This window comes from Synechococcus sp. RS9916 (assembly GCF_000153825.1).
Taxonomy (GTDB): Bacteria; Cyanobacteriota; Cyanobacteriia; order PCC-6307; family Cyanobiaceae; genus Synechococcus_C.
The window spans coordinates 1686672-1700927 of the sequence record NZ_DS022299.1; the positions used below are offsets into that span (position 1 = coordinate 1686672).

Here is a 14256-nt window from a genome sequence, read left to right on the forward strand (position 1 = left end):
CACTGATGCATCCCATGACCAAGACTCACAGCGCAACGATCACCAACGGGGCATTAATCACAGAAGGGGGCAATCTTCGCCACATTCCCAACAAAAAAGCCCTCCAAGGGGAGGGCTTTACGAAGAACAAATAACAAAGGATTCACGCAGAAGCGGGAATCCTTCTTGTTCGTCAGATCAGAACTTGAAGGTGGTCTGAACCAGACCGCCGAACACATTGAACTGACCGTCGTAACCACCGCCGTTTTTCGCCAGATTGCTGGTGTACTGACCCATGGGGCGGGACAGATAGAACACGGCAGGGGTGATGGCGATGTTGTCGGTCACCTGGAAGTTGTAGTACCACTCGAAGACATAGTTGCCATCGAAGGGAGTCTCATTGCAGGTGCCGGCCTTCTTGGACGCCTTCGTGCAGTTCTTCAGGCTGGTGGCGAAGGTGGGCTGACCAACGGCAAAGCCCATGTCATTGCCCTTGAGGAACACATCGTCCCACTTGAGGCCAACCATCCAGCTCTGAGACTCGGTGGGGGTCTCTTCCACCAGATTGTCGGCGCTCACAGTGTTGAGGGCCCAACCCAAAGAAACGGAAGGAATCCAGCCAGCCTCTTCTGGCTGCCAGTAAGCGTTCAGGGCGTAGCTGTTGGAGCTGCTGTCTTGACGCTTGTCGACACCATTGGCGTTCTCGAACACACAGTTGTTATTCCAGCTGTTGTTCTTGGCGAACTCGGTGCCACGACGCAGACCATTGCCGCTGTCGCACTGTCCGTAGCGGTAGGCGAACGCAGCACCCCAACGGGAACCGCCATAACCGAGCTGAGCCAAGAAGCTCGCCTCGGAGTTGTCGGTCATGAAGCCACCCTCACGGGCGTTGGAGCTATTGCCATTGCCGCTGTCAGCCACATAGTTGGCGCTGACGCTCCAGGCGTTCTCACCCTTCTTGACCTTCTGCTTCCAGTAGGCACCGATCAGCTGACCGGTTTCCTTGTTGTAAACGCCGCTGGTGCCCATCAGAGCAGTCCAGTCGAGGATCTTAGCGCCACCCTTGTTGTAAACAGAGGGCCAGATCGCCAGAGCTTCGGTGTTACGAGCTTCAGCACCAACGAAGGCGGTGAACTCTTTTCCGATCGGGAACTTGTAGTAGAGGCGATCCAGCTTCACGTTGTTGGCAATGCGATTGGAGCCAGCCACGCCGGAATCGGTTGCCACGTCGAGGGCGGCCAGATTCACACCAGAACCACTGAAGGCATTCAGGCCCTTGGTGAAGTTGCCAGTACGGAGGCGGACACGCAGCTTGTCCTTACCGGTGAAGCTGGTGTCAAACACCAGACGCTGGTCGTAATTGAACGTGAAGGCGCCGTAGTTGCGGTTGTAAGCGTCTGCACCACCCTTCTTGCCCTTCTTATCGAAGGCAGTCTTGTCGCGCAGCTTGGTGCCGTAATACTTGTAGCCGTTGTTGCCACCGGCGGTGGTGGCGCCCATCACGAAGGTGGTCTTGCCCTTCAGCTTGGTGGTGGTGGAGAACTGGGTTGCTTCCAGTTCGCCCACGCGGGCTTCCAGACCGTCCACGCGGCCCTTGAGGATGGCGAGTTCCTTCTCGAACTCCTTCATCAGGCGCTTCAGCTCGTCGGTCACTTCAGTGATCCGGTCGAGGCAAGCGTTCAGCAGTGCGGCCGCTTCATAGCGGGTCATCGCACGGTTGCCGCGGTAGGTGCCGTTGGGGTAACCGGCGACGCAGCCGTAGCGCTCGATCAGGTTGCTCAGTGCCTGGTAGGCCCAGTCAGTCGGATACACATCCGAGAACTGGCTGATGCTGGTGACCTGCTCGCCGGTAGCGGCGTAGTCAGACACACCGTTGATGTTCAGCTCAGCGGCGTTGGCAGACCGGTTTGCATCAACAGCCAAAGGAGCCAGAAGGCCCAGGGCAGCAGGTGCCACCAGCAGTTGCTGGAAGAGTTTCATGGTTTCCTCACACAGGAAGGGCGCAAAATGCGCCACGTGCGGAGCTTACCGATGAGCCATACCAGTCGCCGATAAGCACCCATCAAGAAACGGTGATGGATTGGTTAACAGGCAAAAAAAAACTCCCTGCCGAAGCAGGGAGCCCAAGGTGATGAGGAGTGTTGGAAGCCCCGAATGTCGGGGCTTCCAAGGGGTGTTCGATCAGAACTTGAAGGTGGTCTTCAGGAGACCGCCGAACTGGTTGAACTGGACGCCCTGGGTTGCAGAACCGAGAGGACGGCTCATGTAGAAGAGGGCGGGGGTCACAGAGATGTTGTCGGTGACCTGGAACATGTACCACCATTCCCAGGCGTACTGGCCGTCGCGGACGAGGCGCTCTTCGGCCTTGTTGGAGTTGCCGTAGCCGAAGTCGAACTTGTTGTTCGACAGATCCAGGGCAGTCACGAAGCCCTTCTGACCAACAGCCATACCGGCGGTGTTGCCCTTGAGGAACACGTCGGTCCACTGCAGACCCACAGACCAGGACTGGGTGGTTGCGGACTGGAAGTCGTAACCAAACAGGTTGGTGTAGCCCTTCGACTTGCTGTAGCTACCGCCGTTCTTAGAAATGCGGTAGGTGTCGTTATCAGCACCGGAGGTGGAGTTGAGGCCCCAACCAGCGGAGATCGAAGGCATCCAGCCGGACTCTTCGGGGCTCCAGTAGGCGCTCAGACCAACAGAGTTGGTGTTACCCAAAGCGGTGATGTTGCTCGCCAGAGGGGTTGCCGTGGCGGGGTTCAGAGCGGACGCGTACTGGCTGCTGTAGTTGTAAGCAGCAGCGACACCCCAGTTGTCGTCGGTGTAGGCGAGCTGAACGGTACCGGTACCACCAGCACAATCGGTGGCAATGCCACCAGAGGCTGTGCAGTCCTGGGAATCCTGGAAGACGGTGTAGACGTCAGTGCCGTTGCTGTAGACGGCGTAATCAGCGCTATAGCCGTTGGTGGCCTTCGAAACGTTGCCGTTGTTGGAAACGTAGTTGGCGCTGACGCTGAAGCCGTCGTTCTGCCACCAGATACCTGCACCTTGACCCAGGTTCAGGTTGTAAGCGCCAGGAGCGCCGGCGTAGGTGAAGAAGTCGAGAACGGTGTCAGCGGGGTATGCGCTGGGCCACACAGCCAGCATGTCGTCCTGACGGACAACACCACCGGCGGTGACGGTGAAGTTCTCACCCAGGGGGAACTGGTAGAACACGCGGTTCAGGACCACGTTGTTGTTGGTAGCACCGCCTTCGAAGGCAGTTTCCAGGGTGGACTGGGTGGAGTACTGACCGCCGAGGAAGCTGGGGATGCCGGTGGAAGCACCGCCGAAGGCGCTAGGACCGAAGTTGCCACCGCGAAGCTTGACTTTCAGCAGATCCTTACCGGTGAAGCTGGTGAGGAAATCAAGCTGCTGGTCGTAGTTGAAGGTGACAGCACCCAGATACTGGTTGGCCACATCGGCCATCTTGCGGCCTTTGTAGACCTTCTTGCTACCGGAGTAGTAGAAGGGGTTGTCAAAGGTCTTCTCTTTGCCGTTGACGTCGGTGTAGCTGAAGCTTTCGGCGTTGTCGTAGCCGTACTTCGAGCCGATGAACAGGTTGCGGCCGAACTGCTCACGCACGTAGGCGTCGCCACCGAAGCTGCTGCCACCGATCACGAAGGTGGTCTTGCCCTTCAGCTTGGTGGTGGTGGAGAACTGGGTTGCTTCCAGTTCGCCCACGCGGGCTTCCAGACCGTCCACGCGGCCCTTGAGGATGGCGAGTTCCTTCTCGAACTCCTTCATCAGGCGCTTCAGCTCGTCGGTCACTTCAGTGATCCGGTCGAGGCAAGCGTTCAGCAGTGCGGCCGCTTCATAGCGGGTCATCGCACGGTTGCCGCGGTAGGTGCCGTTGGGGTAACCGGCGACGCAGCCGTAGCGCTCGATCAGGTTGCTCAGTGCCTGGTAGGCCCAGTCAGTCGGATACACATCCGAGAACTGGCTGATGCTGGTGACCTGCTCGCCGGAAGCGGCGTAGTCAGACACACCGTTGATGTTCAGCTCAGCGGCGTTGGCAGCCACAGGAGCCAGAAGGCCCAGGGCAGCAGGTGCCACCAGCAGTTGCTGGAAGAGTTTCATGGTTTCCTCACACAGGAAGGGCGCAAAATGCGCCGAACTAAACATTGCCGATTACCAGGAGTTAACCCACGGCCCTTGTGCCAGCTCAAAAAAGGGCCAGTAACGGTTGCTACACAACCAATCCTTAATTAAGCGGCCACCGAACCACCCCTTCAAAACGATGCCCCCGACCGGAAAACCGGTCGGGGGCTCTCGCCGGGTCCGCTCTGGCGCGGAACCGATTGATCAGTCAGAGGAAAGAGCCGTCAGCCGGCGTTCTCCGCGATCAGCAGACCCTGCATCAAAGAACTGGAACTCATGGACACCTCCTCCCGGATGGATAGATGAACGCCGGCGATGCATTCGAAGCCAAACGAACCGCGGACGGCCCAAGATGCCTTCACATCACTGCGATCAGGACTCTTGAACCCTAACGGACTTGCAAGGTCTGTGCTGCTGTGGTGTTTCACCCTGCTGGTGTGGCTGCCAGGCCTGGGCACCCTGCCTCTGCGCGATTGGGACGAAGGACGCGTTGCCAGCGTGGCCCGCTCCACCATGGCCCGCCTGGATCTCAGCCAAGCCAACCTGGACTGGCTGCTGGCCTGGAAATGGCACGAGGCCTATCTCAACAAGCCTCCAGGTCTGCATTGGTTCATCGGGTCAAGCACCCGCCTGCTCGGCGAACAGGAGTGGGCCGTGCGCTTGCTGCCTTGCCTGATCGCCAGCCTGGCCATACCTCTTCTCTATGCGCTGCGCCGCCAACTCGGAGGCCCCCATGCGGAACGCAAGGCCCTACTGGCCAGCCTGATCCTGATGACCCTGCTTCCTATGGCGCGCCATGGGCGGCTGGCCATGCTCGACGGCAGCCTGGTGACCAGCATGCTGCTGCTCTGGACCGGTTGGCTCAGCAGTCGTACCCGCCCCTGGCATGGCCTGCTGGCCGGACTGGGCATCACAGGCGTGCTGATGCTCAAGCCGCCAGCGGTGCTGGGATTTCTGCTGATCACGGCAGCGATCAGCGCGATCGACCGCCGCCAAAGCCATTGGCGCCGCTCAGCGATGGCCTGGGTCGTGGCTGGTAGCGCTCCTGGTCTCGCCTGGCATCTCTGGCACGTCTCGCAACGGGGCAGCGATGCCCTGTTGATGTGGGGCGGCCAGGGGCTCAGCCGGGTAGCTGAGGTGGTGGGCGACAGCACCGGCGCCTGGGTGATGCCGCTCACCGAAGTGCTGGAAGGCGGATGGCCGTGGCTGCTGCTGCTGCCAGCCGGGGTGATCTGGGCCTGGCGCCAGCGCCACCACAGCGTGGGGCGTTGGGAACTGGGCCTGCTGCTGGGCAGCGCAGCCCTGGTGCTGCCGCTGCGCACCCAACTGCCCTGGTACAGCCATCTGCTCTGGCCCTCCATTACTCTGCTCTGCGCTGAAGGCTTGGAGCCCGTGCTCAGTGATGGGCGCCCCCGCTGGGTGGGGCGCATCTGGAGCCTGCTGGGAGCTCTGGTGCTTCTGGGAACAGTGGTGGTTTGGGGCGCCGAGGTGATGCAGCTCCCCGCCACCCCGTTGGCCCTGCCGACACTGGCCTTGCTCTGTGCCGGTTCGGGCCTGCTGGCCGGTGGCCTGCAAGTGCTGCAACCCACCAGGCAGCAGAGGCGCCGAGGGCTACTCACCCTGCTGGCGGGCTGGGGCCTGGCCTTGCTGGCGCTTTGGCACAGCCCGTTCTGGCTGTGGGAACTGAATGAAAGCTGGGATCCTCGACCGGTGGCTGCCGCCATCCGCCAGCTTCCCGATCAAGCGCCCGTGATCCTCAAAGGCCCCACCCGCCCTTCGTTGGGCTGGTACGCCGGACGGGAACTGCTGCCCAAGGATGCTCCGCGCCAAGGCGAGCACTGGGTGGTGAGCCGCAAGCCGCTGCAAGGCTGCCAAGCCGTCTCCCCAGCCAGCCCGACCCAAAGGACCCAGACCCCAAACAGTCACTGGCAGCTCTGGCATTGCCCGACGCCATGAACACGTTCCTGACAACGCCTACTCTCGCTCCACCCCGACGCCTTTGGGCCCTGAGCCTGCTGCTGGGCCTGGTGGCCTGGGGCGGCAGTGCAGCGCGCCACCATCTACTGCAAAGCAACGCCTACGACCTGGGCCTCTTTGACCAATGGGCCTGGCTGCTGAGCCAAGGCCTGCCGCCGATCTCTTCGATGGAACAGGTGCACTGGCTGGCCGACCACGGCGCCTGGGGCTTTGCCGTTGCAGGTGGCTTCTATGCGCTCACCCCATCCGTGCAATGGCTGCTGGCCACCCAGGCCCTGGCCTTAAGCCTCACGGCAGTCCCGATCTGGATGTTGGCCGCCCAGGCGCAGTTGCCCCGACGGCTGTGCTGGTTGGCCTGCCTGTTGTGGTGGCTGCAGCCGGTGGTGTTCAACAGCACCCTGTTTGATTTCCACCCGGAGGTGTGGGTGATGCCGGCCCTCGCCCTCAGCCTCTGGGCCCAACGGGCCAGGCGATTCCGGCTCTGGTTTGCCCTCTTGCTGCTGTTGCTGAGCTGCCGCGATGGGCTGGTGCTGATCACCGCCGGCATTGCCCTTGAACTGGCCTGGCGGCGCCGCTGGCGCTGGAGCACTGCAGCGGCTCTGCTGTCAGGCGGCTGGCTGCTGATGCTCAGCCGCTGGCTTTACCCCTGGCTGCGGGATGGCGAAGGCCCGAAAGCGGCAGGGCGCATGTTCAGCCATCTCAGCGGCGGGCCCATCAGCGCGCTTGCTGGCCTGGATTGGCCGGGAGGGCTCAGCTATCTGCTGCTGCTGGCGTTGCCCTGTGGCGTGCTGTGGCGCCGCCGCTCCCTGCCGGTGCTGCTGATCGGCCTGCCGCTGGTGCTGGTGAACCTGCTTTCAGCCGCCTCCAGTTACCGCACCCTGGTGCACCACTACAGCCTGCCCTTGGCGGTGGTGGCCGTGCTCGCCGCGATCGATGGTCTGGCCGCTGACGGGCAACAGGGCCTTGCTGTTGGCCGGCGAAAAAAAGCCCTGGTCGTGGGCTGGGCGGTGCTCTGCTGGCTGGCCCTGGCCAAACCGTGGTTTTTCACCGGGCCCTACCTGGAACGCATCAGCCTGCGCAGTGAAGCGGCCGCTGCCACCGCCGCCATCCCCTCCGATGCCGGTGTGCTCACCACCAGTTATCTGGTGCCTCACCTGAGCGCGCGGCGCCAGATCGCCTTCCCGAAGAAAAGCTTTGATGGCCCGCTGGAGGCAGACGGCTGGACGGCTCTGCTACTTCACCCAAGCGACCCCGGCTGGGGCTCATCCAGAAAGGTGCAACAGCAATTGCTCAACCGAGCGCATCGCAACGACTGGGACTGCCGGCGTTGGCCGTCAGGCCTGGAGTTGTGCCTTGCACCCGGCGCAGCACCACCGCCCCCCCTTGGCAGTGAATCAGCTGGTAGTCACCGCGGCTGATCAACTGGCTGATGCGATCGCGGATCGATTCCTGTTGCTTGCGCTCCCGCTTGAACACCGGCGCCATGGAGGTGTAGTAGCCGGGGAAAGCCACCACGTAGTCGACGGCCTGTTCCACCCCCTCGCGATCACGAAACTGCCAATGCTTGGGGAAGCGAATCACCTGCTCGCGCTCCGCCAGCAAAGGCAGCAGAGGCGTATCTGCCGAGACGCTGGCGGATGAAGGCACCTGAGCCACCGCCAACCGGGCCGCTTGCCGCCGGGCCAGCATCTCCTGGGGCGACACATGGACCCAGGGGGAAAAACTGTCAGGAATCAGGGCCGACAGGCTGCGATGGGGATTGCCCGCCAGGGTGAGCACCAAGCCAAGGGCCAGCGCTCCCGTCCAGAGCGACCGCAGCCGGCGCCGTTCCCAGACCTGGGGGTGCGCTTCCCACCACAACACGGTTCCCATGTAGAGACCGGGAACGAGAGCGAGCACATAGCGCAGGGTGACCGCCAAGGCCGTGCGCCCCTGCGACACCAGGGCAATCAACAACGGCACGGCCACCAGCAGAGCGGCATCCGCCGACACCAGCGGCACAAACAGCAGCGGCAGGCTGAGGGCCAGCACAAAACCGAGGGTGGCACCTGGTGGTGAAACCAAGGCCTGCAGCACCGCCAGGGGCTGAGACACCATCGTGAGCACCACCGATACGGTGCCGCCGGAAGGGTCATCGACCAGATGGCCGAATTTCTCGCTCAGGAAGCGATCGGCAAGAGACGAATCCACCGCCGGCTGAATCCAGCTGGTCACCAGCAGCACCCAACCAAACGACGCAAGCATCAACGCCAAGCCCCACCAGCGCACCTGCGGGCGACGCACCAGGGCCCAGAGGCCCAGGGAAAACAGCACCAGACCACTATCTTCCCGCACCAACAGCAGCAGCGCGGAGCAGAGCAACACCTGCCACAACCGCCGCTCCAGCAGTCCCTCCACCACCCAGAAGCCCAACAGGGGGAGCCAGATCAGATCATGAAAGTTCTCCAGTGCGGGCCCGATCACGGCACCACTGAGGAAGTAGGCGAGCGTGATTCGGAACGCCAGAGGATGGGGCAGACGGCGGGCTGCCATGCGCCACAGCACCAAGCCCGCAGCGGTCAGCACTGACACCTGCACCAAGGGCAACGCCCAGCGCCCCAGCAGCGCCACCAAGGGAGCGATCACCAGCGTGAGGGCATTGGCGTGCTGACCGAGATGGAGGTAGTCGACCCAGGGGAGAGCACCCCCAATCGCCACCGCCCCCGACAACACCGAGGACAGGCTGCTTTCAAATGGACGCCCCTGAGCTGTGGACCACAACTCCTGCAGGAACAGGGCCTGGTCATAGGTGGCGCTGAGACTCTCCAACCGCCAAACCTGGATCAGCAGCGTGACCAGCCAGAAGCCCGCAGCCAGCCAGCCAATGGAAGGGGGCCAGACCTCAGCCCTTGACGCAGATGCAGGCATCGATGTGCTGAGGCGGGCGACGTGCTGCCATTCAAAACGACGCCTCCCAGGCTGCGATCACAGGCCCGAACGACACCCGCCCCAGGACCAAAAACTCACCAAGAGACACTAATTTGACACTATTTCGTAACGGTAACGCGCCAATAATGCGACAAAGGCGCCCGGGTGGGCAACAAAAAAGGGATGCCCGAAGGCATCCCCAGAGAGGAAGGAAATCGACGCCTGACAATCAAAGAGCGTTGCCGCGGGGCAGAACCTCTTCAGGGAAGACGAAGTTTTCGTGCGGCTGGTCAGCCGGTGCCATCCAGGCACGCAGACCTTCATTCAGAAGGACGTTCTTGGTGTAGAAGGTCTCGAATTCGGGATCTTCTGCAGCGCGGATTTCCTGAGACACGAAGTCATAGGCGCGCAGGTTGAGAGCCAGACCGATGATGCCGATGGAGCTGGTCCACAGGCCCATCACAGGCACGAACAGCATGAAGAAGTGCAGCCAGCGCTTGTTGGAAAACGCAATTCCGAAGATTTGGCTCCAGAAGCGGTTGGCGGTGACCATGGAATAGGTCTCTTCTTCCTGGGTGGGCTCGAAGGCCTTGAAGGTGTTGGACTGCTCGCCGTCCTCAAACAGGGTGTTTTCCACGGTGGCGCCGTGAATGGCGCAGAGCAGTGCGCCGCCGAGGATGCCGGCCACGCCCATCATGTGGAAGGGGTTCAGGGTCCAGTTGTGGAAGCCCTGAAGGAAGAGGAGGAAGCGGAAAATCGCAGCCACACCGAAGGAGGGCGCGAAGAACCAGCTGCTCTGACCGAGGGGGTACATCAGGAAGACGCTGACGAACACCGCGATCGGGCCGGAGAAGGCGATGGCGTTGTAGGGGCGGATGCCCACCAGACGAGCGATCTCGAACTGACGGAGCATGAAGCCGATCAGCGCGAAGGCACCATGTAGGGCCACGAAGGCCCAAAGGCCGCCGAGCTGACACCAACGCACGAAGTCGCCCTGGGCCTCAGGGCCCCAGAGCAGCAGCAGGCTGTGACCCATCGCATCAGCGGGGGTGGACACAGCTGCGGTCAGGAAGTTGCAACCTTCCAAGTACGAGGAGGCAATGCCGTGGGTGTACCAGGAGGTGACGAAGGTGGTGCCGGTGAGCCAGCCACCGATGGCCAGATAGGCCGTTGGAAAGAGAAGGATGCCGGACCAGCCGACAAAAACGAAGCGGTCGCGCTTGAGCCAGTCATCGAGGACGTCGAACCATCCCCGCTGTGGCGCGCGTCCTACAGCGATCGTCATGAGAAAGGCGCTTCATGAAGCGTTACGTTGCGCAGCCTAATGGGCGCAAGCCGTCTTGGGGGAAATCCACCCCACACGCCCAGGGCGATAAGTGGAAATACTCAGAAAGCACAGCAGCGAGCCTTCCCCGCCAGGTGCACCCTGCACACCAGGCGGAGATTCCATTCGCGAGAATGCGCCGACTTGCAGCCCACCCCCGTGTACGTCATTGAACTGGCCATCAAGATGAGCCCGATGCCGGTGTCGGTGCAGCGCAAGGACCAGGCCGCCGCCGAAACTCTGTATCAGCAGGTGCGCCAGACCATGGAGCAGGGCCAGCCCCGCCTGCTGGAACTCAGCTGCGAAAAAATGGAAGGCAAGCGCGTGAGCGTGCTCAGCAGTGAAGTGCTGGCCGTTCAGATTTACGAAAAGACCGCCACGGGCGGCGGCAGCAAGCGCCCTGGCTTTGCCTTTGATGGCTGAGCTCACCGCTCCAGGCTTGCGGTTCGACCGGGTCAGCTTCAGCTGGCCCAACGGCACACGCGCACTTGATCAGTGCTCCTTCACCATTCCCGGACCCGGCCTATGGATGCTGGTGGGCAGCAACGGCAGCGGCAAAAGCACGCTCTTCCGCATGATCGGGGGGTTGCTTGAACCACAGAGCGGTCAGCTGGACTGCACCCTCAGGCCTGCCCTGGTGTTCCAGAACCCCGACCACCAATTGCTGCTGCCCAGCTGCGGCAGCGAACTGCTGCTGAATCTGCCCCGCCATCTCAGCAGCGGGGAGCGCCACACCCGCATCAACCACCTGTTGGAACAAGTGGGCCTGGCGGGGATGGCCACCCGGCCTATTCACACCCTCAGCGGCGGGCAAAAACAACGCCTGGCCATCGCCGGCGCCTTGGCGAGCGACGCCAACCTGCTGCTGCTGGATGAACCGACAGCGCTTCTGGATCCCGCCAGCCAACAAACGGTGCTGGCTGCTGTGCAACAGCTCTGTCACCGCTCCCAAGCCCCATTAACCGCTCTCTGGGTCACCCACCGCCTCGACGAGCTGGACCACGCCGATGGAGCGGCACGCATGGAAAAAGGCCGCATCGCCCCCTGGAGCAGCGGCCAAAAACTGCGCAAACAGCTTCAACCGCTTGCAGGGCGGCGGGGCTGAGGGGTAAGTTCTTCGGGTCCCATTCCTCGGTAGCTCAGCGGTAGAGCGGTCGACTGTTAATCGATTGGTCGCAGGTTCGAATCCCGCCCGGGGAGTTTTTCAAAAGCCACAGCAGAAGCTGTGGTTTTTTTGTGTGTCCAGCTAAAAATCAACCTGAAAAACGCTCATCGCGTAACAAACCACAGCTGGATTCCGAAAACATTCTGAAAAGACAGGCGCTTCCAGAGCGATCAATGGTGAGCAAATCACAGTGAGAGACTGGCATGTGAGGGCATTACCGCAAGAGGCAAGCCCCTGCACCAGCCCGCCAGAGGGTCTACAAATCTTGTGAGAATCCGAACGAACGTCATTCCTCTGCGCGTCGCGTTCCAATCGTTCACCGAGCCAGCGTCCCGATGAAGCCCTGCATCCTCCTGATCGAAGACGACGGCGACATGCGCGAACTCGTGGGTGGACACCTCGAGCACAACGGCTTTGACGTGCAGCGTGCCGATGACGGCATCAAAGGTCAGGCCCTGGCGCTTCAGTACACCCCGGATCTGATCCTGCTCGACTTGATGCTGCCCAAGGTGGATGGCCTCACCCTTTGTCAGCGCCTGCGCCGGGATGAGCGCACCGCCGGCATTCCCATCCTGATGCTCACGGCCCTTGGTGGCACCAAGGACAAAGTGAGTGGCTTCAATTCCGGGGCTGACGACTATCTGACCAAGCCCTTCGATCTCGAGGAGCTCCAGGTGCGGGTCAAAGCGCTGCTGCGGCGCAGTGATCGTGCCCCTGTGGGCAGCTCGAACCACAACGAAATCCTCAGCTACGGCCCCCTGACCCTGGTGCCTGAGCGTTTCGAAGCCATCTGGTTTGACACGCCTGTGCGTCTCACCCATCTGGAATTCGAACTGCTCCACTGCCTGCTGCAACGCCATGGCCAGACCGTGGCGCCATCCCTGATCCTCAAAGAGGTCTGGGGCTATGAGCCCGATGACGACATCGAGACCATCCGCGTGCATGTGCGTCACCTACGCACCAAATTGGAGCCGGATCCCCGCAAGCCACGGTTCATCAAAACGGTCTATGGCGCCGGGTATTGCCTGGAACTGCCCACCGGGGCCCAGCTTGACGACCTCCAGGACGTCCTAGCCCAGGCCCGCCAAGAGCGGGAGCAAAAAGACGAGTCGAGCAAGCGGGTCAGCGCCTGAGTCAGGCCTTGCTGAAGGCGTCACTTAGCTCGATCCTGCTGTGAGCAGATCAAGCAAGGTGACTTCCCAGGCCAACCGCGGTTGCACAAACGAGAGCAGGTGGCTGCGCAACCGTTCCAGGCGTTTCAGCCCCTGGCTTTGCCCCTGCTGATACCAAAGGTGGTGCTGCCACCAGGAGATCAACCAGAGCTGCTGTTCGCCACTGAGAGCTTCGGTCACATCCCGTGCGAGAGCCAAGGCCTCCGCTGGCTTGCTGGGCAGCACCGTCAACCGATCCCGCAGGGAGTCCGGCACCGCCTCCCAGTAGTTGGCATGGTCGAGCAGTGCTCCAGGGGAACCGGCCGCCAGGGCCCGAAGCTCCGGGAGCTCCAGAGCCGCCGCGGCCTGGGCACGCTGCTCGCCATCCAGGCGCGCAAGCACCGTCTGCATTTGCCCTGGATCGAGGCGTTTGAAGCTGATCTGCTGACAACGGGAACGAATGGTGGTGAGCAGGCGTTCCGGCGCAGCTGAGAGCAAAATCAGCAAACCATGCCCAGGCTCTTCAAGGGTTTTGAGGAGGGCGTTGGCCGCCGACTCCGCCATCGCTTCCGGGTCTTCAATCACCACCAGCCCCCGAGGCGACTCCAGAGGCTGTCGGGCCAGGAAACGACTCACCTCACGGATCTGATCGAGGCGCAATTGCGGCGGCGTGCGCTTGCTCACGCCCGCCTCCTCCGCCTCCGAGCGAGGGATCAGCCGACCCTGATGGGAATAGCTGGGTTCCACCCAGAGCAGATCAGGATGGTTACGGGCCTCCAACCGACGACGTTCTCGGCGGTCCTCTTGCCCTCCCTGAAGCACCCCCTCCAGAAACCGCAGCGCAGCCAGACGCCGGCCTACACCATCAGGTCCAGCAAAGAGATAGGCAGGCGCCACCCGCTGATGGCTGAGGGCCGCCTCCAGCAACGACACCGCCTGGGGCTGGCCCACCAGATCAGAAAACAGAGGAACCATCAGCCCCCCTCAGAGAAACCGCGCTGCAGGCGATCCCGGATCTGAGCCGTGACCGCATCGGGGACTTGATCCGCATCAATGCACCACCAGCCGCGGCCTGCCGCCAACACCCGGAACCCCTCGCTGACGCGCTGCAAAAACGCCTGACCGGCCGCCTCGATCCGATCATTGGCCTGATCCGCACGGCGGGCCTGACTGACCGCCAAAGGCAGATCCAGCAGGAAGGTGGCATCAGGCTGAAGCCCCGTTGTGGCGATCTGCTCGAGTTGAACAATGAGCTCCCGATTAAGCTCCCGGCCATAACCCTGATAAGCCAGTGTCGATCCGGCGAACCGATCACTGATCACCCAGTCGCCCCGCGCCAGGGCAGGCCGAATCACCTGGTCCACATGCTGGGCCCGATCGGCGGCATACAGCAGCAGTTCGGCAACCGGGCCTGGTGCCACTGCCTCAGGAGGATGGAGCAACAACTGACGCAGGGCCTGGCCCAGGGGAGTACCGCCCGGCTCCCGCGTCTGCACCAACTGGGCCCCTGAAGGCATCAAACCGCTGCCTGGCAACCACTCCGCCAGGCGCTGCATCTGGGTGGTCTTGCCGCACCCATCAATGCCCTCCATGACCAGAAAGCGACCCCGCATCCC

Annotated in this window: 10 protein-coding genes, 1 tRNA gene and 1 pseudogene; 6 read left to right on the forward strand and 6 right to left on the reverse strand. The window is 62.2% G+C overall.

Features of this window, described 5'->3' with window-relative positions; translation table 11 throughout:
- Nucleotides 1-177: 177 nt before the first annotated feature.
- Complete coding sequence (locus tag RS9916_RS09105; protein WP_038023586.1) at nt 178-1959, reverse strand: iron uptake porin; 1782 nt, start codon at nt 1957-1959, stop codon at nt 178-180.
- Between the two features lie 201 nt (nt 1960-2160).
- On the reverse strand, nt 2161-4095 hold the full coding sequence (locus tag RS9916_RS09110) for an iron uptake porin (protein ID WP_038023589.1): 1935 nt from the start codon (nt 4093-4095) through the stop codon (nt 2161-2163).
- A 336-nt stretch (nt 4096-4431) separates the two neighbouring features.
- Here RS9916_RS09110 and RS9916_RS09115 point away from each other — a divergent pair, with 336 nt between their 5' ends.
- A complete protein-coding gene (locus RS9916_RS09115) occupies nt 4432-6072 on the forward strand; it encodes a glycosyltransferase family 39 protein (protein ID WP_083773050.1) in 1641 nt (546 codons plus the stop codon).
- A complete protein-coding gene (locus tag RS9916_RS13905; RefSeq protein ID WP_083773051.1) occupies nt 6069-7511 on the forward strand; it encodes a DUF2079 domain-containing protein in 1443 nt (480 codons plus the stop codon). The genes RS9916_RS09115 and RS9916_RS13905 overlap by 4 nt, the downstream gene beginning before the upstream one ends.
- A gap of 10 nt (nt 7512-7521) precedes the next feature.
- Here RS9916_RS13905 and RS9916_RS09120 read toward each other — a convergent pair.
- Together RS9916_RS09120 and psbD are read right to left on the reverse strand one after the other, a co-directional pair.
- Nucleotides 7522-9000: pseudogene (locus RS9916_RS09120) on the reverse strand (DUF2079 domain-containing protein); the annotation flags it as partial.
- Nucleotides 9001-9229: 229 nt separating this feature from the next.
- Nucleotides 9230-10285 (reverse strand): photosystem II D2 protein (photosystem q(a) protein), encoded by a 1056-nt coding sequence (gene psbD, locus RS9916_RS09125; protein WP_007098349.1) that lies wholly within the window; start codon nt 10283-10285, stop codon nt 9230-9232.
- 198 nt (nt 10286-10483) lie between these two features.
- Between psbD and RS9916_RS09130 the strand changes: the two genes are divergently transcribed.
- The 4 genes from RS9916_RS09130 (at nt 10484) to RS9916_RS09145 (ending at nt 12622) form a co-directional block, all read left to right on the forward strand.
- The gene (locus RS9916_RS09130) at nt 10484-10747 is read left to right on the forward strand and encodes a hypothetical protein (protein WP_038023594.1); all 264 of its coding nucleotides are present in this window, start codon (nt 10484-10486) and stop codon (nt 10745-10747) included.
- Complete coding sequence (locus tag RS9916_RS09135) at nt 10740-11429, forward strand: ABC transporter ATP-binding protein (RefSeq protein WP_007099079.1); 690 nt, start codon at nt 10740-10742, stop codon at nt 11427-11429. Before RS9916_RS09130 ends, RS9916_RS09135 begins: the two co-directional genes overlap by 8 nt.
- A 23-nt stretch (nt 11430-11452) precedes the next feature.
- Nucleotides 11453-11524, forward strand: a tRNA-Asn gene (locus RS9916_RS09140).
- A gap of 300 nt (nt 11525-11824) precedes the next feature.
- A complete protein-coding gene (locus RS9916_RS09145; protein WP_007099080.1) occupies nt 11825-12622 on the forward strand; it encodes a response regulator transcription factor in 798 nt (265 codons plus the stop codon).
- Nucleotides 12623-12646: 24 nt separating this feature from the next.
- Here the strand turns inward: RS9916_RS09145 and RS9916_RS09150 are convergent, their stop codons facing one another.
- Nucleotides 12647-13615 (reverse strand): DNA polymerase III subunit delta', encoded by a 969-nt coding sequence (locus tag RS9916_RS09150; RefSeq protein WP_007099081.1) that lies wholly within the window; start codon nt 13613-13615, stop codon nt 12647-12649.
- On the reverse strand, nt 13615-14253 hold the full coding sequence (gene tmk / locus RS9916_RS09155; protein WP_038024421.1) for a dTMP kinase: 639 nt from the start codon (nt 14251-14253) through the stop codon (nt 13615-13617). Before tmk ends, RS9916_RS09150 begins: the two co-directional genes overlap by 1 nt.
- Between the last annotated feature and the right edge of the window lie 3 nt (nt 14254-14256).

What these genes read in the sequence shown, in the direction of transcription:
- RS9916_RS09135 (WP_007099079.1), top strand. Translation starts at nt 10,740, where the DNA reads ATGGCTGAGCTCACCGCTCCAGGCTTGCGGTTCGACCGGGTCAGCTTC.
- psbD (WP_007098349.1), bottom strand. Translation starts at nt 10,285, where the DNA reads ATGACGATCGCTGTAGGACGCGCGCCACAGCGGGGATGGTTCGACGTC.
- RS9916_RS09115 (WP_083773050.1), top strand. Translation starts at nt 4,432, where the DNA reads ATGCATTCGAAGCCAAACGAACCGCGGACGGCCCAAGATGCCTTCACA.
- RS9916_RS09110 (WP_038023589.1), bottom strand. Translation starts at nt 4,095, where the DNA reads ATGAAACTCTTCCAGCAACTGCTGGTGGCACCTGCTGCCCTGGGCCTT.
- RS9916_RS09150 (WP_007099081.1), bottom strand. Translation starts at nt 13,615, where the DNA reads ATGGTTCCTCTGTTTTCTGATCTGGTGGGCCAGCCCCAGGCGGTGTCG.
- RS9916_RS09145 (WP_007099080.1), top strand. Translation starts at nt 11,825, where the DNA reads ATGAAGCCCTGCATCCTCCTGATCGAAGACGACGGCGACATGCGCGAA.
- RS9916_RS09105 (WP_038023586.1), bottom strand. Translation starts at nt 1,959, where the DNA reads ATGAAACTCTTCCAGCAACTGCTGGTGGCACCTGCTGCCCTGGGCCTT.
- RS9916_RS13905 (WP_083773051.1), top strand. Translation starts at nt 6,069, where the DNA reads ATGAACACGTTCCTGACAACGCCTACTCTCGCTCCACCCCGACGCCTT.
- tmk (WP_038024421.1), bottom strand. Translation starts at nt 14,253, where the DNA reads ATGCGGGGTCGCTTTCTGGTCATGGAGGGCATTGATGGGTGCGGCAAG.